The sequence below is a fragment of the Polaribacter staleyi genome (genome assembly GCF_038024045.1).
In the GTDB taxonomy this organism is placed as follows: Bacteria; Bacteroidota; Bacteroidia; order Flavobacteriales; family Flavobacteriaceae; genus Polaribacter; species Polaribacter butkevichii.
This window is the reverse complement of the sequence record NZ_CP150665.1, coordinates 3,664,864-3,685,357: the sequence shown is the minus strand read 5'-3', so window position 1 is coordinate 3,685,357 and position 20,494 is coordinate 3,664,864. Positions and strand designations below refer to the sequence as shown.

The 20,494-nt window shown below is 31.2% G+C and carries 23 protein-coding genes; 14 read left to right on the top strand and 9 right to left on the bottom strand.

What is annotated here, in order from left to right:
• Positions 1-176: 176 nt before the first annotated feature.
• Together WHD07_RS15335 and ctlX are read right to left on the bottom strand one after the other, a co-directional pair.
• The gene (locus WHD07_RS15335; RefSeq protein WP_343329092.1) at positions 177-851 is read right to left on the bottom strand and encodes a PrsW family intramembrane metalloprotease; all 675 of its coding nucleotides are present in this window, start codon (positions 849-851) and stop codon (positions 177-179) included.
• A gap of 4 nt (positions 852-855) precedes the next feature.
• Entirely contained in the window at positions 856-1,791 is a 936-nt protein-coding gene (gene ctlX, locus WHD07_RS15330) for a citrulline utilization hydrolase CtlX (protein ID WP_343329091.1), read from the bottom strand.
• Between the two features lie 125 nt (positions 1,792-1,916).
• Between ctlX and WHD07_RS15325 the strand changes: the two genes are divergently transcribed.
• From WHD07_RS15325 to WHD07_RS15280, 10 genes are all read left to right on the top strand, one after another.
• Positions 1,917-2,585 carry a M15 family metallopeptidase gene (locus WHD07_RS15325; protein WP_343329090.1) on the top strand — a complete coding sequence of 223 codons (669 nt, stop codon included), beginning with the start codon at positions 1,917-1,919 and terminating at the stop codon, positions 2,583-2,585.
• A gap of 78 nt (positions 2,586-2,663) precedes the next feature.
• The gene (locus WHD07_RS15320) at positions 2,664-3,332 is read left to right on the top strand and encodes a hypothetical protein (RefSeq protein ID WP_105047627.1); all 669 of its coding nucleotides are present in this window, start codon (positions 2,664-2,666) and stop codon (positions 3,330-3,332) included.
• 129 nt (positions 3,333-3,461) lie between these two features.
• Positions 3,462-4,451: a pyruvate dehydrogenase (acetyl-transferring) E1 component subunit alpha gene (gene pdhA, locus WHD07_RS15315; protein ID WP_105047626.1), complete on the top strand. Its 990-nt coding sequence runs from the start codon at positions 3,462-3,464 to the stop codon at positions 4,449-4,451.
• A gap of 3 nt (positions 4,452-4,454) precedes the next feature.
• Positions 4,455-6,080, top strand: coding sequence for a pyruvate dehydrogenase complex dihydrolipoamide acetyltransferase (locus WHD07_RS15310; RefSeq protein WP_343329089.1), 1,626 nt, complete (start codon positions 4,455-4,457; stop codon positions 6,078-6,080).
• An 81-nt stretch (positions 6,081-6,161) separates the two neighbouring features.
• A complete protein-coding gene (locus tag WHD07_RS15305) occupies positions 6,162-7,010 on the top strand; it encodes a GIN domain-containing protein (protein ID WP_146105237.1) in 849 nt (282 codons plus the stop codon).
• A 66-nt stretch (positions 7,011-7,076) separates the two neighbouring features.
• Positions 7,077-7,763: a GNAT family N-acetyltransferase gene (locus tag WHD07_RS15300; RefSeq protein ID WP_343329088.1), complete on the top strand. Its 687-nt coding sequence runs from the start codon at positions 7,077-7,079 to the stop codon at positions 7,761-7,763.
• Positions 7,764-7,784: 21 nt separating this feature from the next.
• Entirely contained in the window at positions 7,785-7,952 is a 168-nt protein-coding gene (locus WHD07_RS15295; protein WP_170062849.1) for a hypothetical protein, read from the top strand.
• Positions 7,942-8,718 (top strand): SGNH/GDSL hydrolase family protein, encoded by a 777-nt coding sequence (locus tag WHD07_RS15290; protein ID WP_343329087.1) that lies wholly within the window; start codon positions 7,942-7,944, stop codon positions 8,716-8,718. The genes WHD07_RS15295 and WHD07_RS15290 overlap by 11 nt, the downstream gene beginning before the upstream one ends.
• A 250-nt stretch (positions 8,719-8,968) precedes the next feature.
• Positions 8,969-9,418: a MoaF-related domain-containing protein gene (locus WHD07_RS15285; protein WP_343329086.1), complete on the top strand. Its 450-nt coding sequence runs from the start codon at positions 8,969-8,971 to the stop codon at positions 9,416-9,418.
• Between the two features lies 1 nt (position 9,419).
• Positions 9,420-9,614 (top strand): hypothetical protein, encoded by a 195-nt coding sequence (locus tag WHD07_RS15280; RefSeq protein WP_146105236.1) that lies wholly within the window; start codon positions 9,420-9,422, stop codon positions 9,612-9,614.
• A 162-nt stretch (positions 9,615-9,776) separates the two neighbouring features.
• Here the strand turns inward: WHD07_RS15280 and WHD07_RS15275 are convergent, their stop codons facing one another.
• The 7 genes from WHD07_RS15275 to WHD07_RS15245 form a co-directional block, all read right to left on the bottom strand.
• Positions 9,777-10,034 (bottom strand): DUF6952 family protein, encoded by a 258-nt coding sequence (locus WHD07_RS15275; protein ID WP_105047619.1) that lies wholly within the window; start codon positions 10,032-10,034, stop codon positions 9,777-9,779.
• Positions 10,035-10,036: 2 nt separating this feature from the next.
• Entirely contained in the window at positions 10,037-10,345 is a 309-nt protein-coding gene (locus WHD07_RS15270; RefSeq protein WP_105047618.1) for a thioredoxin family protein, read from the bottom strand.
• 78 nt (positions 10,346-10,423) lie between these two features.
• Positions 10,424-11,065 (bottom strand): peroxiredoxin, encoded by a 642-nt coding sequence (locus WHD07_RS15265; protein ID WP_105047617.1) that lies wholly within the window; start codon positions 11,063-11,065, stop codon positions 10,424-10,426.
• A gap of 147 nt (positions 11,066-11,212) precedes the next feature.
• Positions 11,213-12,376, bottom strand: a complete 1,164-nt coding sequence (locus tag WHD07_RS15260) for a sigma-54 dependent transcriptional regulator (protein WP_343329085.1) — start codon at positions 12,374-12,376, stop codon at positions 11,213-11,215.
• Between the two features lie 7 nt (positions 12,377-12,383).
• Positions 12,384-13,205 carry a mechanosensitive ion channel family protein gene (locus WHD07_RS15255; RefSeq protein WP_343329084.1) on the bottom strand — a complete coding sequence of 274 codons (822 nt, stop codon included), beginning with the start codon at positions 13,203-13,205 and terminating at the stop codon, positions 12,384-12,386.
• A 5-nt stretch (positions 13,206-13,210) separates the two neighbouring features.
• Positions 13,211-14,536 (bottom strand): ABC transporter permease, encoded by a 1,326-nt coding sequence (locus WHD07_RS15250; RefSeq protein WP_343329083.1) that lies wholly within the window; start codon positions 14,534-14,536, stop codon positions 13,211-13,213.
• A gap of 4 nt (positions 14,537-14,540) precedes the next feature.
• On the bottom strand, positions 14,541-15,470 hold the full coding sequence (locus WHD07_RS15245) for an ABC transporter ATP-binding protein (protein ID WP_105047613.1): 930 nt from the start codon (positions 15,468-15,470) through the stop codon (positions 14,541-14,543).
• Positions 15,471-15,807: 337 nt separating this feature from the next.
• Between WHD07_RS15245 and WHD07_RS15240 the strand changes: the two genes are divergently transcribed.
• From WHD07_RS15240 to WHD07_RS15225, 4 genes are all read left to right on the top strand, one after another.
• Entirely contained in the window at positions 15,808-16,266 is a 459-nt protein-coding gene (locus WHD07_RS15240) for a MarR family winged helix-turn-helix transcriptional regulator (RefSeq protein WP_105047612.1), read from the top strand.
• A gap of 102 nt (positions 16,267-16,368) precedes the next feature.
• On the top strand, positions 16,369-18,771 hold the full coding sequence (locus WHD07_RS15235; protein WP_343329082.1) for a 3-hydroxyacyl-CoA dehydrogenase/enoyl-CoA hydratase family protein: 2,403 nt from the start codon (positions 16,369-16,371) through the stop codon (positions 18,769-18,771).
• Positions 18,772-18,860: 89 nt separating this feature from the next.
• Entirely contained in the window at positions 18,861-19,217 is a 357-nt protein-coding gene (locus WHD07_RS15230; protein ID WP_068450537.1) for a four helix bundle protein, read from the top strand.
• Positions 19,218-19,243: 26 nt separating this feature from the next.
• On the top strand, positions 19,244-20,437 hold the full coding sequence (locus tag WHD07_RS15225; RefSeq protein ID WP_343329081.1) for an acetyl-CoA C-acyltransferase: 1,194 nt from the start codon (positions 19,244-19,246) through the stop codon (positions 20,435-20,437).
• Positions 20,438-20,494 lie beyond the last annotated feature (57 nt).

Below are 20,494 nucleotides of genomic sequence, written 5' to 3'. Positions count from 1 at the left end.
TAATCCTCATATAAATCTGTATTTTCTTAAACTAGAATTTTATAATTCTTTAGATAAGAAAATACAGATTTCTTTATTTAACCCTCAAAAGAAATTGATATTTCTGATTTTAACGAAGAAATATTTATCATAAAAATTCAGTGTGATAATAAAAAGGTAATTGTAAAGAAAATTTATCAAACTTTAAAAACCGAACTATTTTGATGTTTTTTTATCGCCTTTCTAGAAAGGATAATTCCAATTGCTAAAGAAACAAATGCTCCAATAGAAATTCCTGGAATAAAATTAATAAAAAGGAAAAAGTCATAGGCGCCATGAAACAACGTTGCAAAGAACAAGCCTGTTAAATTTAAAACAATTCTATTTTTAGAAAACTTAGCTCTCCCCATAAAGTACCCCATTAAAATAGCAAAAGTTGCATGCGCAGGTACTGCTGTAAAAGCTCTAATTATTCCGGTAGAAACCCCATGCTGAAAAACATACAATACGTTTTCTAAGGTAGCAAACCCCATAGAAACCATAACAGCATAAACGATTCCATCAAAAGACTCGTTATATTCTTTATTTCTTTGCGCATAATACCTAACAATTACATATTTAGAAAACTCCTCTACCAACGCAACTACTACAAATGCTTTCAAAAACTGTTGTAAAATACTCGTTCCTTCTGATAATGGAATTAATTTACTAGCAAAACCACCAATAATTACAGTCAAGATAACACTTACTGTTGCCCCTAAAAGAAAGTTTTTAAACAAAAAACCAATAGGTTCTTTTTCAAATTTATCTTTAAAATAAATATAGAGTATAATTATTGTTGCTGGAGCAATCGCGAGTAAAAGTAAATGCATTTACCTATTTATTCGGCAAAAACACTTCTGCCATCATACAACGTGCACTTCCTCCTCCACAATACTCAATGGTATCTAAAGAACTAGAAATAATTTTACAATGATTGTTTATTTGTGCTTTTTGAGATTGTGTTAAACAGTTAAATGCTGCTTGACTCATTATTAAAAATCGTTCATCATCTTTACCACGAACTTGTAACATATTACCAGCAAAATTATTTACCTGTTCTTCTGTAATATCTATTACTTTTTTACCATCTTCTTTTAAATGCTTCAACACATTTTTACGTTCTGCTTTATCATCTATTGATGCCAGACAAATTATAGCCAACGTTTCTGCAACACACATCATAACATTCGTGTGATAAATAGCTTCTCTTTTACCGTTTACGGTTTGATTTGCCGTAAAAACAACCGGAGTGTATTCTAGATCTTCACAAAACTCAACAAACAATTCTTCATCAGCTCTTGGAGAAAGTGCGCAATATGCCTTATTATTCTCTCTATCTAAACAAATACTCCCTGTTCCTTCCAAAAAAACATGATCTTCTTCTGCTGAAGTATAATCTATAATGTTTTCTATTAAAAAACCTTCCTTTTCTAATTGCTCTAAAATATCCTCACGCCTTTCTAAACGTCTATTTTCAGCAAACATTGGATACAAAGCAACCGTACCATCTTCATGAAAAGAAATCCAATTATTAGGAAAAATAGAATCTGGCGTATCAGACTCTTTTGTATCAGAAACTACAATTACATGAATCCCAAAACTGCGTAATTTTTCTACAAAAGTATCAAACTCAACTTGTGCTTTTGAGTTTATGCTTGCAGGAAGTGCATCTTCTATTGTTTTTTGATAATAGTTATTCACAGCAGTTTGCTCATTCATCCTAAACCCGACAGGACGAATCATTAAAATTGTATTTGTAGTTTGATTCATATGATTCATTTATTTATAACAAAATTAGCATTTTTTTTAATCTCTACAGGTTTCTATCAATTTATTTTTTTGATATAAAACCATCCATAAAGTTTACCTATTATCTTTTTGCTTATTTTTACTTTATGAAAAAAACAATTCTCTTTTTTATATTCTTTATTTCTCTTTTTTCCTTCGGACAAGAATTGCCTGACGGATTTGTATATTTATCTGACTTAGATAAAACGATACAATCTGAATTACGCTATTTAGGCAACAACAATTTTATAGGAAAACCAATTGATGGATATCACAAAAACTGTATTATAGTTACCAAAGAAACAGCAGCTGCTTTACAAAAAGTACAACATTTTTTACAAAAAAAAGACCTAAGCCTTAAAATATTTGACGCCTACAGACCACAACAATCGGTAAATCATTTTGTTCGTTGGGCAAAGGTTTTAGAAGACACTTTAATGAAAAAGCAGTTTTACCCAACTGTACCAAAATCTCAGTTATTTAAACGAGGTTATATCGCTTCTAAATCAGGGCACTCAAGAGGTAGCACTTTAGATTTAACAATTGTAAACACAAAAACAGGAAAAGAATTAGATATGGGAAGTCCTTTCGATTTTTTTGGAATAACATCTCATGCATTATCTAAAAAAATTACTGCTAAGCAACAAAATAACAGAATGTTGTTACGCACTGCAATGATGCAAAATAATTTTAGACCTTATAAAAACGAGTGGTGGCATTTTACTTTAAGATTCGAACCGTTTCCTAAAACTTACTTTAATTTTCCTATTGAATAATACCTTTTAACAAAATAGAAACAACTTCACTTAAAAATCGGCATTATATTTGTAATATTATCAGAAAGTATGATACCTATGAAATTAAAAAATAAACTTCTTTTACCAATTTTATTATTAACTGTAATTCAATTATTTGCACAATTAGATAATAATTCTGGTAACAAAGAAAAAGGGAACATTAAAGGACTTGTTTTAAACAATTCTAAAGAGGTTACAAAACCCAATGCTTTAGAATTAAAAGGAAACGATGGCTTTAAAAGTGCTTTTGATAAAGAAAATAAAAAATTAAAAAAACAACAAGCAGATAACGATCTTAATAATAAAGGTATTTTAACAAAAGAAAAACAGCGTGAAGAACGTTTTTTAAAAGCCTTTAAAAAAATAAATGGTCAATATATTTACCCTAAAATCGATCAAGATTTAGGAAGTTTTAGAACAAATTCTAAAAGTGTAAACATAATTTGTAGAGATTTTCAATACCCAGATGGAGATATGGTTACCATCTTAGTTAATGATATTCCTGTTATAATTAACATTACCCTTAAACAAAGTTATCAGAAATTTAATATCCCTTTAGAAGTTGGTCTAAATAAAATTGCATTTAAAGCACTTAACCAAGGCACTTCTGGACCTAATACAGCCGCTTTTAAGGTCTATAATAATGAAGGCGCACTACTCTCTTCTAATGAGTGGAACTTAGCAACAGGCGCTAAGGCTACTATAGTCATAGCAAAAGACAAATAACACCCTTAAAATATTTTGTTTTATTTTAAAGTCATCTTGTTTTTTTATTCTATCTAAAACAGTTATTTTTGTCATTGATTATTCAAAAGAATACTTTGATGGTCTTAAAAAATAAACAATATCACTAAAATGAAAAAAATCACCAAACAAACCTATCTAGATTGGTATCAAAACATGCTTTTTTGGCGTAAGTTCGAAGACAAACTTGCTTCTGTTTACATTCAACAAAAAGTTAGAGGTTTCTTACATTTATATAATGGTCAAGAAGCAATTTTAGCAGGTGCATTGCATGCAATGGATTTATCTAAAGACAAAATGATTACTGCTTATAGAAACCACGTACAGCCTATTGGTATGGGAGAAGATCCTAAGCGTGTAATGGCAGAATTGTATGGAAAAGTTACAGGAACATCTCATGGAATGGGTGGTTCTATGCATATTTTTTCTAAAGAATTTCGTTTTTATGGTGGTCACGGTATTGTTGGAGGTCAAATTCCTTTAGGTGCAGGACTTGCTTTTGGTGATAAATATAACAACACTGGTGGTGTTACCTTAACATGTTTTGGAGATGGTGCTGCAAGACAAGGTTCTTTACACGAAGCATTTAACCTAGCAATGTTATGGAAATTACCTGTAATCTTTATTTGTGAAAACAATGGTTACGCAATGGGAACTTCTGTAGAAAGAACAGCAAACCATACAGATATTTGGAAACTTGGTTTAGGGTATGAAATGCCTTGTGGACCAGTAGATGCTATGAATCCTATAAAGGTTGCTGAAGCTATTGATGAAGCTTTAGATAGAGCAAGACGTGGTGATGGACCAACTTTCTTAGAAATGAAAACATATAGATATAGAGGTCACTCAATGTCTGATGCACAACACTACAGAACTAAGGATGAAGTAGAAGAATACAAAAAAATAGATCCTATTACGCAAGTAAAAGATATTATTTTAGAAAAAGAATATGCTACTGCAGAAGAATTAGCTGCTATAGATAAAGAAGTAAAAGCAAAGGTAAAAGAATGTGAGAAATTCGCAGAAGACTCTCCGTATCCAGAACCTCAGCAAATGTACGATATGGTTTATGAACAAGAAGATTACCCTTTTATAAGTTAAGATATGGCTACAATTATAAATATGCCCAGATTAAGTGACACCATGGAAGAAGGTGTTGTGGCAAAATGGTTAAAAAATGTTGGAGATAAAATTGAAGAAGGTGACATTTTAGCTGAAATTGAAACAGACAAAGCTACAATGGAGTTTGAATCTTTCTACGAAGGAACTCTATTATACATCGGTATTCAAGAAGGAGAAACTTCTCCTGTAGATGTTTTATTAGCCGTTATTGGTGAAGAAGGTGAAGATATTTCTGCTATTATTAACGGAAGTGCAGCACCTGCTAAAGAAGAAGCTGCTACTGAAGAAGTTAAAGAAGAAACAACTGCAAAAGCAGATACAACTGATAGTGTTGCTATTCCTGAAGGAGTTCAGGTAATTACAATGCCTCGTTTAAGTGATACAATGACTGACGGAACTGTGGCTACATGGTTAAAAAAAGTTGGTGATAGTGTTTCTGAAGGAGATATGCTTGCAGAAATTGAAACAGATAAAGCAACTATGGAATTTGAGTGTTTCTATGAAGGAACCATCTTATACATAGGTGTACAAGAAGGAGAAACTGCTCCTGTAGATAGTTTATTAACCATTATTGGTCCTGCCGGAACTGATGTATCTGCATTAGTTGCTAACGGTGGCGCAACTGCATCAGCTCCTGCTGAAAAAGCTGACGCTCCTGCCGCTAAAGCTCCAGAACAAACTACAGCAAAACCAGCTGCTAAACTAGAAGAAGCAAAACCTGTTGCTGTATCAAACAATACTTCTAACGGACGCGTATTTGCATCTCCTTTAGCTAAGAAAATTGCTTCTGATAAAGGAATTAATTTAGCAGATGTTAATGGTTCTGGTGAAAACGGAAGAATCATTAAAAAAGATGTAGAGAACTATACTCCTGCTGCTAAAGTAGCAGCTGCTCCTGCAGTTGCAAATGCACCAGCTACTGGTGTAGAAAACTCAGAAGAAGTTAAGAATTCTCAAATGCGTAAAGCAATTGCAAAATCTTTAGGTAACTCTAAATTTACTGCTCCAGATTTCAGTTTAAATATTGAAGTTGATATGGACAATGCAATGGCTTCTAGAAAAACCATAAATGCAATTCCAGATGTTAAAGTATCATTTAATGATATGGTAGTAAAAGCATGTGCAATGGCTTTGAAAAAACATCCACAAGTAAACACTTCTTGGACAGATACAAATACTATTTACCACAGTCATATACACGTAGGTGTTGCTGTAGCTGTAGATGATGGTTTATTAGTACCCGTTATTAAACACACAGATGAGTTAAGTTTAACTCAAATTGGTGCAGGTGTTAGAGATTTAGCAGGTAAAGCAAGAAACAAAAAACTAGCTCCTACAGAAATGCAAGGAAGTACTTTTACTGTTTCTAATTTAGGTATGTTTGGTATAGAAAACTTTACTTCTATTATCAATCAGCCTAACTCAGCAATTTTATCTGTTGGTGCAATTGTACAAAAACCTGTTGTTAAAGACGGACAAATAGTTGTTGGTAACACAATGAACTTAACTTTAACTTGCGATCATAGAACTGTTGATGGCGCTGTTGGAGCTCAGTTTTTACAAACATTAAAAACATTTATAGAAAATCCAGTTACCATGTTAGCGTAATTGTTTTCTTTATTTTATAATAAAAAACCATTTCAAACTTTGGAATGGTTTTTTTCTGCTAAAAAAAAAGAACAAAAAATCATGAAAAATAAAATTTTATTACTGTTACTACTATCGATAACAGTCTCAACTACAAGCTTTAGCCAAGAAAAAATAAAAGGAAATAAAGTTGTTACAAGAGTTAAAACAGATTTAAATTCATTTAACAAGATATCTGTTAATAATGATTTTAAAGTTGTTTTATATAAATCAGCAAACTCATTCGTAGAAGTGGAAACTGATGAAAATTTACATGATGCTATCGAAATAAGCGTTCTAGATTCTATACTAACCATTTCTACTACAGCTAAATTAAGAGCAAAACGTCTAAATATTACTGTATACTATAACAACCCTCTACAAGAAATCGTATTAAATAATGATGCAGAAATAGAATCGTTAAACGCAATAGAAACTCCTTCTATGTTGCTTCAGATAAATGACTATACAATTGCAAACTTATCTGTAGAATCTAACAAGTTTAATCTTATTAATAATAATAAATCAAGGTTTCAATTACGTTCTAAATCTAAAATAGACATTACTAGTAAAGAGGTTAATTTAGATTTAAGCGAATCTAGTAACACAGAAATAACTATTAAAACAGATAGCTTAAGTACAAGAATGATGAGAAATGCTATTGTAAATATTAAAGGTTCTGCTATTTCTTTAAACGCATTAACTCTTGAAGATTCTACTTTTAAAGGAGAAGAATTGATTGTTACTAATTGCAACACTACCGTTAAAGAAAGTGCCAATTTTACAATTCAAACATCAGAAAAAATAACAATAGACGCATCAGACAAAAGTAAAACAGAAGTATATGGAACCCCTAAAATAATTATAACAAACTTTACGGGATCTTCTGTATTATCTAAAAAGGAATTATAAAGTTGTAAGAAATCAACCTGTAAAAAGCTCGCAAATTGCGAGCTTTTTTTTATATATTTATTCTCTATGAAAACTTTAGAAGAAAAACTAAAAAACCCAGTTTGGTATTCGTTAAAGGACACACATCATCAATTTTTAATACAATATGATGGTGTAGAGTTCTACCAACCAGAAATTTGTTCTTTTGGAGCCTTTGAGGATGCTTCAAAAACAGCAAAAGCATTAACTGCACACTCTAAAATAGCTGAAAGATTCTTTTTAGTTGTAGAAGAAAAAACACCTACAATAGATACAAAGCATGTTATTCTTGATAAAAAAATTAATGGTTGTCAAATGGTTTTAGAAAGACATGTAGAACTAGAAATAACAGAAGATATTGTTTTATTAGGTGAAGAATACATTGATGAAGTTTATGATTTAATTTGGTTGGTAATGCCTGGTTTTTATCAAAGAGGAGGGTTTAAAATGGGTAATTATTATGGTATTTTTAAAAACAATAAACTAGTTGCTCTTACAGGACAAAGAATGCAAACTGATGATTTTATTGAACTTAGTGGCGTTGTTACACATCCTGATTATACAAGAAAAGGGTTTGCCAAACAATTGGTTTCTTATGTAACCAAACAAATTTTAAAAGAGAATAAACTACCAATGTTACATACTAATAAAGGAAACCCTGCAATTCCTCTTTATGAAAAACTAGGGTATAAATTAACAAGAGATATGAATTGGTGGTTATTTCATAGAAAATAACTAACCCTTAATTTTATTACAATGCCAAAAAAGGGAAAAGGAAAAGCAAAAAATTCCGTTAATAAAGCAAAACACACTAAATTGATGAATCAAAAAATCAATAAGGTAAAGCTAGAAAAACAACTTAACAAGGAACGTTTAAAAGCTATTATAAAAAAAGCGAACGAGGAAAAAAAAGATGAACAGTAAATTAAAATACTTTCTAGGCAGTATTGTTTCTATTCCTTTACTACCTCTTTTATATTTTCAAGGAAAAAACATTCGTAAAAAAGTTCCCTCACTTCCTGAAGCCAAAGAACCAAAAGGCTTGGTAAATGGAAATTTTAACAAAACACTACATATACTTTCTATCGGAGAAAGTACCATTGCAGGAGTTGGCGTAGACTATCATAAAAACGGTTTTACAGGAGCTTTAGCAGATACACTTTCTGCAGAATTACAAAAAAATATAAATTGGCGAGTATACGCAAGAAGTGGTTATACGGCAGAAAGAGTTTGTAAAAAAATTATTCCGAAAATTGAAGAAACCAGTACCGACATCATTATTATTGGTATGGGTGGTAACGATGCTTTTACTTTAAATTCTCCTAAAAATTGGCATAAATCCATTGAAGAACTCATTAATTTACTTCAAAATAAATTCCCAGGAACGCCTATTTTCTTTACAAATATGCCTCCAATAAAAGAGTTTCCTGCTTTTACAAGGGCTATAAAATTTGTAATTGGTAATTTGGTAGAAATTTTTGGCAAAAGGTTAGATCTCTTAACTAAAAACAAAAAGAACGTTTTTTACTATAATGAAGTAATTACCTTGGAGCAATGGAGTAAAAAACATGCATTACCTAATAATAATTCTAAAATATATTTTAGTGATGGTGTTCATCCTTCAGAACTGACTTATAAGATTTGGGGAAAAGAAATGGCTCTTTTCATTAAATCAAAATTAAAGAAGTAAGGATCGTTTTTATTAGAAAGAGAAAAAAAAGTATAATTTCCCCAAAATCATTTATAAAATCAATATAAGAAGACTATTGGTCCAACTTTTACCATTTTAAGTCACTTTTTTATCTTTTGTATAAGTTGCAATTGCTTCATCTTTGTACAACAATAAAACAAATGTTTACAACTTGTTATACTGTTGTTTTTATGACTACAAGCAACACTGAAAACAAAAAAGCAATTGAATCTATTTAAAACCATAAACCATGAAAAAAAAATTAATTACATGTATTTGTCTAACCCTATTTAGTGTTGGTGTTGGCTTATCTCAAACCAAAACGATAGAAGACAACAACTTTCAGTTTGGAGAACCAGAACATTTTTTAGACGGCTATTCTTTTAATTTTCAATATCAAAATGGTACTGCCATTCACTTTGATTTTTATAAAGGTAAAGCCAAATATAAATGGGTGGCAGGACCAGCAAAAGGAAATGGAAATAAAGACATTCCATATCGTTCAAAAAAAATTGGCAATGATCTTTATATCGTTAACTGGCACGAAACAGGTAAAAAAGATTATTTAACCGTGGTTTTAGATTTTGAAAAAATGATAGTACACACTTCTATTATCATTGGTTATGTAAACAAACCTGAAAGACCTTTAAAAACCGTGTTTAAAAGTGGAATTATAGATCATTTAAAAAAAACTGAATAAAATGAGTACAGTAGTAAATTGCCCAACTTGCGGAGGCAAATCAAAAATAAAAGAAACAAACGGCGCAACAACTTACGAAGCTTTACAAAATGATGAGCTCATTAAAAAAGTCAGTCAGCTTAAAAATGCTATGCAAAAATTTAAAGAAAAAGCAGAGGCTTTAGAAAAGGAATTAGAGGAAATAAAAAACCACTAAGAACTGTATTATAAATAAAAAAAGATTAAATAAACCTCATCAACATTGAAATGTTAATGAGGTTTATCCAATAAAAAACTTAAGAGCAATAAAAGGTTCATTGCTATCAAAAAAAATCTCAAGCTTTCACTTGAGATTTTTATACATTATAAAGGTAGCTATTTATTTATCAATAGAACCTAGAACACGTTTCATAAAAGCGTTTAATGCTTCTTTTTTAGGTGTTCCTTCTTTTATCATTTTATCTACCTCAACAGCTCCGTACATATTAGAAATTAACTCTCCAATAACGTCTAATTCTTCATCTTTTAAAGATGGAACTTCTGTTAAAGCTTCTAAAGTTTCTATGGTTTCTAGCACATAATCTTGATCGTTTTCTTCGATAAAATTAGTTAAGTGTTTTATTACAGGTAATTTCATAATTAAACAACTTCGTTTACTAGATCCTTTAAAACTTCAAACTTATTTGTTTGTGTTTGATTCACTATTTTTCCATCTACAAAAGTAGCAAATGTTGGCAAATTACTAACGTCTGCTAATTTTCTACTTTCAGGAAATTTTTCTGCATCTGCAATTACAAAAACCATATCTTCATTTTCTGAAGATAATTTTTTAAACTTTGGTTTCATAATTCTACAGTTTCCACACCAAGTTGCTGCATATTGTACAACTACCTTTTTATTATCAGAAACTATTTCTGCTAAATTATCTACACTTAATTCTTGTACCATAATATTAAATATTTAAAATAAAGTAGTCCGCGCATTAATCCCCCGATACACACACGAACTCTTTATTCTTAATTTTTATTAGTGAGAAGCTAAATAAGCTGCAGTTCCTTTTGCATCAGGAGACATTGCGTCTTTACCTTCTTCCCAGTTTGCAGGACAAACTTCTCCGTGAGATTGAACGTGTGCATAAGCATCAATTAAACGTAAAAATTCATTTACATTTCTACCAACTGGCATGTGGTTAATTCCTTCATGAAAAACAGTTCCTTCTTCATCAATTAAATAAGTAGCTCTATAAGTTACGTTATCTCCTTCTACTTGAATTGTTTGTGAAGCTTCATCAAAAGTTTCATTAGTAATATCTAAAATACCTAAGATAGAAGATAAGTTTCTGTTGCTGTCTGCTAAAATTGGGTAAGTAACACCTTCAATTCCACCATTGTCTTTAGAAGTACTTAACCATGCAAAGTGCACCTCTGGAGTATCACAAGAAGCACCAATTACAATTGTATTTCTTTTTTCAAATTCTCCCAAAGCTGCCTGAAAAGCATGTAATTCTGTAGGACAAACAAATGTAAAGTCTTTTGGGTACCAAAATAATAACACTTTCTTTTTGTTATTAATTGCTTCTTCCAATACATTTAATTTAAATGTATCTCCCATTTCATTCATTGCGTCTACATTTAAATCTGGAAATTTTTTCCCTACTGCTGTTGCCATATTTTTATTTTTTTATTATTAATGTTCTATTTTTTTAACACCACAAAGATAAAATTCAATACCTTAAAAAAGAAAAAAAGTCAATGGTAACTTTTTATATTTCCATCAGCTTTATTTATAGTTATTTGATTTAATAATAGTTTTACACTATTTAGAAGCGAAAAGTTTAATGTCTTTTGCAGAAACTTCTTTTTCACCAAGAATAATTAAACGTTCTACAACATTTCTTAATTCACGTATATTACCTGTCCAATCGTACTCTTGTAACAATTTAATTGCTGCAGAAGAAAATCCTTTTTTAGGCATTCCTTGTTCTACCGAGATTTTATCCGTAAAAAAATCGACTAACAAAGGAATATCTTCTCTTCGATCATTTAAAGAAGGAACCTGAATTAAAATAACCGCTAATCTATGATACAAATCTTCTCTAAACCTACCTTCTGCAATTTCTTCTTTTAGATCTTTATTGGTTGCTGCAACAATTCTAACATTTACTTTGATATCTCTATCTGATCCTACACGTTGAATTTTATTTTCTTGCAAAGCTCGTAATACTTTTGCTTGCGCAGACAGACTCATATCTCCTATTTCATCCAAAAAAATAGTTCCTCCATTTGCTGCTTCAAACTTACCTGCTCTATCTTTATTTGCGCCTGTAAAAGAACCTTTTACATGTCCAAATAATTCACTTTCTATTAATTCTGATGGAATTGCAGCACAATTTACTTCAATTAATGGTGCTTTTACTCTATCCGATTTTTCGTGCAACCAATGCGCTACCAATTCTTTTCCTGTTCCATTAGGACCAGTAATTAAAACTCTTGCATCTGTTGGCGCTACTTTTTCAATCATCTCTTTTATGTGAGAAATTGCGTCGCTTTCACCAATCATTTCATAGTTCTTGCTTACTTTTTTCTTTAGCCTTTTGTTCTCTACAATCAACACTTTTGTATCCAAAGCATTTCTTACTGTATTTAAAAGCCTATTTAAATCTGGTGGTTTAGAAATATAATCGAAAGCACCTAAACGCATAGTATTTACTGCTGTATCTAAATCTCCATGACCAGAAATCATAACAATTGGTATTTCTGGTTTTATTTTTTTTGCCTTTTCTAACACCTCAACGCCATCCATTTTTGGCATTTTAATATCACACAAAACCAAATCGTAATCATTATTTTTAATCATTTCAATTCCTAATAATCCGTCTTCTGCCTCTTCTACATGATACGTTTCATTTTCTTCTGATATTATTTTTGTTAAAACTCTTCTAATAGCAGCTTCATCTTCTATTATTAATATTTTTGGCATCTTTTTCTTATTTTATAAGGTGTACATCTCTTTGTGGAAATGGAATTGAAATATTATTTTCTCTAAATTTTTGATCAATTGCAAAACGTAAATCGCTCTTTATGGTTAAGTGTTCGTAACTATTATTGATAACAAAAAGCAATTTAAATTGTAACGCACTGTCTCCAAAATCATCAAACAAAACTCTTGGTTCTTTTGATGTTAAAACTCTTGGATGTGCTTTTGCTACCTCTATTAAAAGTTTTTTAACTAGCGCTACGTCCGAACCATAAGCAACACCAATGGCAACACTTTCTGTTGTTTGACTTCCATTTTGTGTCCAATTAAATAAACTAGTGGTTAAAAATTTATGATTAGGCACAATAAGTACTTTATCATCTATAGTAATAGCCCTTGTTGTTCTTAACCTTATTTCTACCACTTTTCCAACTTTCCCTTCAATTTCTATAATATCATTAACATGTAGAGACTTATCTAAAATGATAAAAATACCAGATACAATGTCTTGAAACAATGTTTGTAACCCTAAACCAATACCTACTAATAATGCAGCAGAACCTGCTAATAACACTCCAACTTTAATCCCAGAAGACTCTAAGGCTATTACTAAAACAACGGTGTAGATTATATATTTTACAAATGAAAAAACAGCTTTAAACTTCCCTTTATCTTCTTCATTTAAACTTTTATTAACAAACTTTCTTATCAAATTTATACATAAACTTGTTAAAACAAAAACAATGGTTACCACCAAAATTGTTTTTACATTAAGATGAATACCGTCTGTTAAATTAAACGAATAATTAAGAAATTCTTTTAGCTTTTCCATAAAAATTAGCCTTTATACTTTAACCACTTATACAAGTCTTTATAGGTTGGTTTTTTACCATACATTAAAATACCTACTCTGTATATTTTTGCTGCTAACCAAACCATAAATACAAAGGTAACCAATAATAATGCCATAGAAATTGCCAACTCATACCAAGAAACACCAAAAGGAACTCTCATTAACATTACAATAGGACTTGTAAACGGAATGTAAGAAAACAATATTGCTATAGATCCATGGGGATCGTTCATAACCGTTGCAAAACCAACATAAATACCTAACATTAAAGGCAACATAATTGGTAACATAAATTGTTGTGTATCTGTTTCATTATCTACCGCTGCACCAACTGCGGCAAATAGTGAACTATATAACATAAACCCACCTAAGAAGTAAAAAATAAATAAGACAAACATTTTTAAAATAGGTAGTCTTAAAACTTCTTGCATAATCATTTGCATTTCTCCTCTTCCGGTTGCTGCTTTTACTGCTTCCATTTGTTCTGCTGGTACTCTTGCAGTTTGCATTTCTACCACATCTACTCCAAAAACAGATGAAGCAACCGTTGTTAATACAAGCAATATAATTCCCCAAATAAAGAACTGTAATAAACCAGCAGAAGCGTTCCCTATAATTTTACCCAACATTAACTGAAAAGGTTTTACAGACGATACAATAATTTCTATAATTCTACTTGTTTTCTCTTCTATAACACTTCGCATTACAGAGTTACCGTAAATAATAACAAACATCATTAATAAGTAACCAGCAACTGCACCAATACCTATTTTTAATCCGTTTATTAATTTGGAAGACTCTTCTCCAGAAAAATTAAACATTTTTATATCTGTATTAATTTTTGATGCTTTAATTTTCTCTAAATCGATACCAAAATCATTTAGCTTTTCGTTTCTAATCTTGGTTTCTATTTTATTTTCTAGAGAACCTATAACAGACATTCCTGGAGAATCTTTAGAATAAAACTCTATAGAATGTGCCAACAACTCTAAACTATCTTGTTTAGGTATAATTAACGCTCCATAATAATTACCTTCTTCTACTTTCTTTTTGGTTTCATCTACTCCTAATGCAGTATAATCTAAATAATGAACAGTTGCTGTGTCTTTAAAATCGTCTTTAGAAAACAATTTAGAATTATCTACATACACAATCTCTTTTACCTTTTCGTCATTCTTTTTCATCAGAAAATAAACTAAGGCCCCCATACCCAACATTAATAACGGACTTAAAAAAGTCATCATTATAAAAGATTTGTTACGAACCTTTGCAATAAACTCTCGCTCTATAATTAGTTTTAACTTGCTCATTTTCTTAACTATTTTTTTGTATTGCCTGAATAAAAATATCGTTTGCACTTGGTATCAACTCTACAAAATGTTGCACTTCTCCTCTACTTGTTAAAAAAGAAAGTAGATCGTTAGATGAATTTGCTGCTGTTAATTTTACATTTAGGGTTAAACTATCATTTAATAATTTAAAGTTTGCTGGCGAAACTTCAAAATTCTCTTTTAACATTGCTTCTACCTCCTTAGGATTTGCTGTATTTAATCCCACTTGAAAAGTGTGCGTTCTAAACTCGCGTTTGATATCATCTAACTTTCCGTCTAAAATTTTATTAGATTTATCAATCAAAGCAATTTCATCGCACATTTCTTCTACCGATTCCATTCTGTGTGTCGAGAAAATAATGGTTGCTCCTTCATCACGAAGTTGTAAAATTTCTTTAGCAATTAATTGCGCATTAATTGGATCGAACCCAGAAAAAGGTTCATCAAAAATTAATAATTTAGGATTGTGCATCACCGTAACAATAAATTGTACTTTTTGCGCCATTCCTTTAGAAAGCTCCTCAATTTTCTTGTTCCACCAAGCAGAAATATCAAATTTATCGAACCAATATTTTAACCGTTTTTTTGCTTCGGATTTACTTAATCCTTTTAATTGTGCCAAATACAATGCTTGTTCTCCTACTTTCATCGATTTATACAAACCACGCTCTTCTGGTAAATACCCAATTTGCGCTGTATGATGCGGAGCCAATTCTTCTCCATCTAAAATGATAGCACCACTATCTGGCATTGTAATTTGGTTGATAATCCGAATTAAAGATGTTTTTCCCGCTCCATTTGGTCCTAATAAACCAAAAACACATCCTTTAGGAATGTGCAAGGAAACATCATTTAATGCTCTAAAATCTCCATAATTTTTTACAACATTATTAACTTCTAATAAATTCTTCATTCAGTATTATTATTTTTTTCAGAAAAGTTCTCGGTACTACAAACTTACATATTTTAATAATATTAGTATTCATAGAGACTAAAACGTTACAATATAAATTAAAAGAATCTCTTTTTACTTTTATCTAAAGGCTTGCCTTAAAAAACCATTTTATAAAAATTAAGAATCTAAAGATTAAATTATTCCTGTAACCCCAATAAATATTGGAAAAAAACGATCATAAAGCACGAATACGTTTTAAAAAAACATCTATATTTTTTGTTAAATTTTACTATGCACGCATAACTTTTTTCAAATTTACTATGCATGCATAATAAATTTTTATATATTTGACAGAATGGATAAACACAAATCAATAGATCATGAGCTTAGAGCAACGTGGCAAGCCGTTGCAAAAGTGTATAATGAACAGGCAGTAAAACACGATAGCACAATGGCAACTGCTTTTGTTTTATTAAATATTGATAAACAAAACGGAACCCCATCTACGGCTTTAGGTCCTTTAATGGGTATGGAGCCAACAAGTCTTTCTAGAATTTTAAAAACGATGGAAGATAAAGGTGCTATTTGTAGAGAAAAGAACCCAGAAGATGGTAGAAGTGTTATTATTAAATTAACAGATTATGGTAGAGAAATGCGTAAAGTCTCCAGAGGTCATGTTATTCAATTTAATAACACGGTAAGAGCCCATGTTTCTGAAGAAGATTTAGCAGGATTTTTTAAGGTAACATCTACAATTAATAAATTAATTGCAGATAAAGAAATTTATGAAAACGTCAACAATAAAGCAGTATAACAAAAATGACTAAAGACTAAATGACATAAGATAATTAGACTGAATACAAAAGTCTTATGTCTTACGTTTTTTTAAATCATACGTCAAATAATTTTAAAACAAATGACTAGAAGAATTAAAAAAGTAGCAATAGTTGGCTCTGGAATTATGGGAAGTGGCATTGCGTGTCATTTTGCAAACATTGGAGTTGAAGTTCTATTATTGGACATTGTTCCAAGAGAATTAAACGACAAAGAAAAAGCCAAAGGATTAACGCTCGAAGACAAAGTTGTACGAAATCGTTTGGTAAATGATGCACTTACAGCCTCACTTAAATCGAAGCCCTCTCCTATTTATAATCAAAAATTTGCAAATAGAATTACCACTGGTAATTTAGATGATGATATTGCAAAGGTTGCTGATGTAGATTGGATTATGGAGGTGGTTGTTGAGCGATTAGATATTAAAAAAATCGTTTTTGAAAAACTAGAGAAATACAGAACTCCCGGAACTATTATTTCTTCGAATACTTCTGGTATTCCTATCAAGTTTATGAATGAAGGAAGAAGTGAAGACTTTCAAAAACATTTTGCAGTAACTCACTTTTTTAATCCTCCTAGATATTTAAAACTTTTTGAAGTTGTTCCTGGTCCAGATTGTAAACAAGAAGTTACAGACTTTTTAATGATGTACGGAGAAAAATTCTTAGGAAAAACTTCTGTTTTAGCGAAGGATACACCTGCATTTATAGGGAATAGAATTGGAATTTTCGGAATTCAATCTTTATTTCATCAAGTAAAAGAATTAGGTTTAACGGTTGAAGAAGTTGATAAATTGACGGGGCCAGTAATTGGTCGTCCAAAATCTGCAACTTTTAGAACTGTTGATGTTGTTGGTTTAGATACTTTAGTACATGTTGCTAATGGTATTTACGAAAACTGCCCTAATGATGAAGCGCATGATTTATTTAAGCTTCCAGCATTCATCAATACAATGATGGAAAATAAATGGTTAGGAAGTAAAACAGGTCAAGGTTTTTATAAAAAGACAGTTGTTGATGGAAAGAAAGAAATCTTAACATTAGACTTAGACACTTTAGAATATCGTGCTGCTAAAAGAGCAAAATTTGCAACTTTAGAACTTACGAAAACGATTGATAAACCTATTGACAGATTTAAAGTATTAGTTGGCGGTAAAGATAAAGCTGGTGAATTCTATAGAAAGAACTTTGCAGCAATGTTTGCGTATGTTCAGAATAGAATTCCAGAAATTTCTGATGAAATCTACAAGATTGATGATGCAATGAAAGCTGGTTTTGGTTGGGAGAATGGTCCTTTCGAAATTTGGGATGCCGTTGGTGTAGAAGCAGGAATAGAATTAATGAAAGCAGATGGAGTAGCACCTGCAACTTGGGTAACAGAAATGTTAGCTGCTGGTTCTACATCTTTTTACTCTGTTAAAGAAGGAGCAACTTATTTTTATGACATTCCTTCTAAATCTCAGACTAAAAAACCGGGTCAAGAATCGTTTATCATTTTAGATAACATTAGAAAATCAAACGAAGTTTTTAAAAATTCTGGTGTTGTAATAGAAGATATTGGAGATGGAATTTTAAATCTAGAATTTCAATCTAAAATGAATACCATTGGTGGTGATGTTTTAGCAGGTATTAATAAAGGGATTGATATTGCACAAAAAGATTTTCAAGGTTTGGTTATTGGTAACCAAGCAGCAAATTTTTCTGTAGGTGCTAATATTGGTATGATTTTTATGATGGCTGTAGAGCAAGAATATGATGAATTAAATTATGCTATTAAATATTTTCAAGATACTATGATGCGTATGCGTTATTCATCTATACCAACTATTTCTGCTCCTCATGGAATGGCTTTAGGTGGTGGTTGTGAAATTTCTTTACACGCAGATAAAGTGGTTGCAGCAGCAGAAACGTATATGGGATTAGTAGAATTTGGAGTTGGTGTAATTCCTGGTGGTGGTGGTTCTAAAGAAATGGCTTTAAGAGCATCAGATTCTTTTCAGAAAGGAGATGTAGAGCTAAACATTTTACAAGAAAACTTTTTAACTATTGGTATGGCAAAAGTATCTACTTCTGCTTACGAAGCTTTCGATTTAGGTTTACTGCAACAAGGAAAAGATGTGGTAGTTGTTAATAAAGACAGACAAATAGCAACTGCAAAAGCACATGCTAAACTAATGGCAGAAAGTGGATATACGCAACCTGTAAAACGTAATGATGTTAGAGTTTTAGGTAAGCAAGCTTTAGGGATGTTTTTAGTAGGTACAGATTCTATGCAAGATTCTAAATACATTTCTGAACATGATATGAAAATTGCCAATAAACTAGCATACGTTATGGCTGGTGGAGATTTATCTGAACCAACATTGGTTACAGAACAGTATTTATTAGATTTAGAACGTGAAGCGTTTTTATCCCTTTGTACAGAACGTAAAACATTAGAAAGAATTCAACACATGTTAAAAACGGGGAAACCTCTTAGGAATTAAGTACTAAGTATACAGTATTAAGATTGAGCAACTTTAACAAAATGATTTCACAGAATAATACTTAATACTAAAATCGAAATACTATTATTATGCACAGATTTGAAGATTTAAAAATATGGCAGAAAGCAATGGATATAACAGAAAAATGTTATATCGCTTCTGAAAATTTTCCTAAAGAAGAAAAATACGGATTAACATCTCAACTTCGAAGAAGTGCAGTTTCTATACCTTCAAATATTTCTGAAGGAGCTGGAAGAAATACAAATGGAGAATTTAAGCAGTTTCTAGGAATTGCAAATGGTTCTTCTTATGAATTATTAACTCAATTATATTTATCAAAAAGATTAAATTTAATTACAGAAGAAAATGTAAGGCCTATTATTAATGAAATACTTGAAGTAACAAGAATGAATTTTTCTCTTCAAAAATCATTAACCAAATCTTAATTCTTTATACTAAAATCTTAATACTAATGACAAAACAAGCATATATAGTAAAAGCATATAGAACCGCAGTTGCAAAAGCTCCAAAAGGTGTTTTTCGCTTTAAACGTGCAGATGAATTAGGTGCAGAAACCATTCAGCACATGATGAAAGAATTACCAAATTTAGACGTAAAACGTATAGATGACGTAATTGTTGGTAACGCAATGCCAGAAGGCGCACAAGGTTTAAACATGGCACGTTTTATTTCTTTAATAGGATTAAATTCTGTGGATGTACCTGGTGTTACTGTAAACAGATTCTGTTCATCGGGACTAGAAACAATTGCAATGGCAGCAGCTAAAATTCAAGCAGGAATGGCAAGTTGTATTATTGCTGGTGGAGCAGAAAGCATGAGCTCTGTACCAATGACTGGATTTAAACCAGAGTTAAATTACGATACCGTAAAATCTGGTCACGCAGATTATTATTGGGGAATGGGAAATACTGCAGAAGCAGTTGCAAATCAGTTTAAGGTTTCTAGAAAAGACCAAGATGAATTTGCCTTTAAATCTCACATGAAAGCTTTAAAAGCACAAGCAGAAAATCGTTTTCAAGATCAAATTGTTCCTATTGAAGTAGAGCAAACTTATCTAGATGAAAACGGAAAGAAAGCAACAAAAAAATATACTGTAACTAAAGATGAAGGTCCTAGAAAAGGAACTAGCATTGAAGCTTTAACAAAACTGAGAGCAGTATTTGCTGCTGGAGGAAGTGTAACAGCAGGTAATTCATCTCAAATGAGTGATGGAGCTGCCTTTGTTATGGTAATGAGCGAAGAAATGGTAAAAGAATTAAATCTAGAACCAATTGCAAGAGTAGTAAATTACGCTGCTGCTGGTGTAGAACCAAGAATTATGGGAATTGGGCCTGTTGCTGCAATACCTAAAGTTTTAAAACAAGCAGGTTTACAACAAAACGATATTGAGTTAATTGAATTGAATGAAGCTTTTGCTTCTCAGTCTTTAGCTGTAATGCGTGAGTTAGATTTAAACCAAGATATTGTAAATGTAAATGGTGGTGCCATTGCATTAGGTCATCCATTAGGTTGTACAGGAGCAAAATTATCTGTGCAATTATTTGATGAAATGCGCAAGCGCGATATGAAAAACAAATACGGAATGGTAACGATGTGTGTAGGTACTGGTCAAGGTGCTGCAGGTGTCTTCGAATTTCTTTCGTAAAAATAAAAATTAAAAAAATTGAAGAAGTAATAGAAGAATTCCAAAGGATAACAATGG

Excerpts from the sequence above, each read along its gene's own strand:
- WHD07_RS15335 (WP_343329092.1), bottom strand. The coding sequence starts at position 851 with ATGCATTTACTTTTACTCGCGATTGCTCCAGCAACAATAATTATACTC.
- ctlX (WP_343329091.1), bottom strand. The coding sequence starts at position 1,791 with ATGAATCAAACTACAAATACAATTTTAATGATTCGTCCTGTCGGGTTT.
- WHD07_RS15325 (WP_343329090.1), top strand. The coding sequence starts at position 1,917 with ATGAAAAAAACAATTCTCTTTTTTATATTCTTTATTTCTCTTTTTTCC.
- WHD07_RS15320 (WP_105047627.1), top strand. The coding sequence starts at position 2,664 with ATGAAATTAAAAAATAAACTTCTTTTACCAATTTTATTATTAACTGTA.
- pdhA (WP_105047626.1), top strand. The coding sequence starts at position 3,462 with ATGAAAAAAATCACCAAACAAACCTATCTAGATTGGTATCAAAACATG.
- WHD07_RS15310 (WP_343329089.1), top strand. The coding sequence starts at position 4,455 with ATGGCTACAATTATAAATATGCCCAGATTAAGTGACACCATGGAAGAA.
- WHD07_RS15305 (WP_146105237.1), top strand. The coding sequence starts at position 6,162 with ATGAAAAATAAAATTTTATTACTGTTACTACTATCGATAACAGTCTCA.
- WHD07_RS15300 (WP_343329088.1), top strand. The coding sequence starts at position 7,077 with ATGAAAACTTTAGAAGAAAAACTAAAAAACCCAGTTTGGTATTCGTTA.
- WHD07_RS15295 (WP_170062849.1), top strand. The coding sequence starts at position 7,785 with ATGCCAAAAAAGGGAAAAGGAAAAGCAAAAAATTCCGTTAATAAAGCA.
- WHD07_RS15290 (WP_343329087.1), top strand. The coding sequence starts at position 7,942 with ATGAACAGTAAATTAAAATACTTTCTAGGCAGTATTGTTTCTATTCCT.
- WHD07_RS15285 (WP_343329086.1), top strand. The coding sequence starts at position 8,969 with ATGAAAAAAAAATTAATTACATGTATTTGTCTAACCCTATTTAGTGTT.
- WHD07_RS15280 (WP_146105236.1), top strand. The coding sequence starts at position 9,420 with ATGAGTACAGTAGTAAATTGCCCAACTTGCGGAGGCAAATCAAAAATA.
- WHD07_RS15275 (WP_105047619.1), bottom strand. The coding sequence starts at position 10,034 with ATGAAATTACCTGTAATAAAACACTTAACTAATTTTATCGAAGAAAAC.
- WHD07_RS15270 (WP_105047618.1), bottom strand. The coding sequence starts at position 10,345 with ATGGTACAAGAATTAAGTGTAGATAATTTAGCAGAAATAGTTTCTGAT.
- WHD07_RS15265 (WP_105047617.1), bottom strand. The coding sequence starts at position 11,065 with ATGGCAACAGCAGTAGGGAAAAAATTTCCAGATTTAAATGTAGACGCA.
- WHD07_RS15260 (WP_343329085.1), bottom strand. The coding sequence starts at position 12,376 with ATGCCAAAAATATTAATAATAGAAGATGAAGCTGCTATTAGAAGAGTT.
- WHD07_RS15255 (WP_343329084.1), bottom strand. The coding sequence starts at position 13,205 with ATGGAAAAGCTAAAAGAATTTCTTAATTATTCGTTTAATTTAACAGAC.
- WHD07_RS15250 (WP_343329083.1), bottom strand. The coding sequence starts at position 14,536 with ATGAGCAAGTTAAAACTAATTATAGAGCGAGAGTTTATTGCAAAGGTT.
- WHD07_RS15245 (WP_105047613.1), bottom strand. The coding sequence starts at position 15,470 with ATGAAGAATTTATTAGAAGTTAATAATGTTGTAAAAAATTATGGAGAT.
- WHD07_RS15240 (WP_105047612.1), top strand. The coding sequence starts at position 15,808 with ATGGATAAACACAAATCAATAGATCATGAGCTTAGAGCAACGTGGCAA.
- WHD07_RS15235 (WP_343329082.1), top strand. The coding sequence starts at position 16,369 with ATGACTAGAAGAATTAAAAAAGTAGCAATAGTTGGCTCTGGAATTATG.
- WHD07_RS15230 (WP_068450537.1), top strand. The coding sequence starts at position 18,861 with ATGCACAGATTTGAAGATTTAAAAATATGGCAGAAAGCAATGGATATA.
- WHD07_RS15225 (WP_343329081.1), top strand. The coding sequence starts at position 19,244 with ATGACAAAACAAGCATATATAGTAAAAGCATATAGAACCGCAGTTGCA.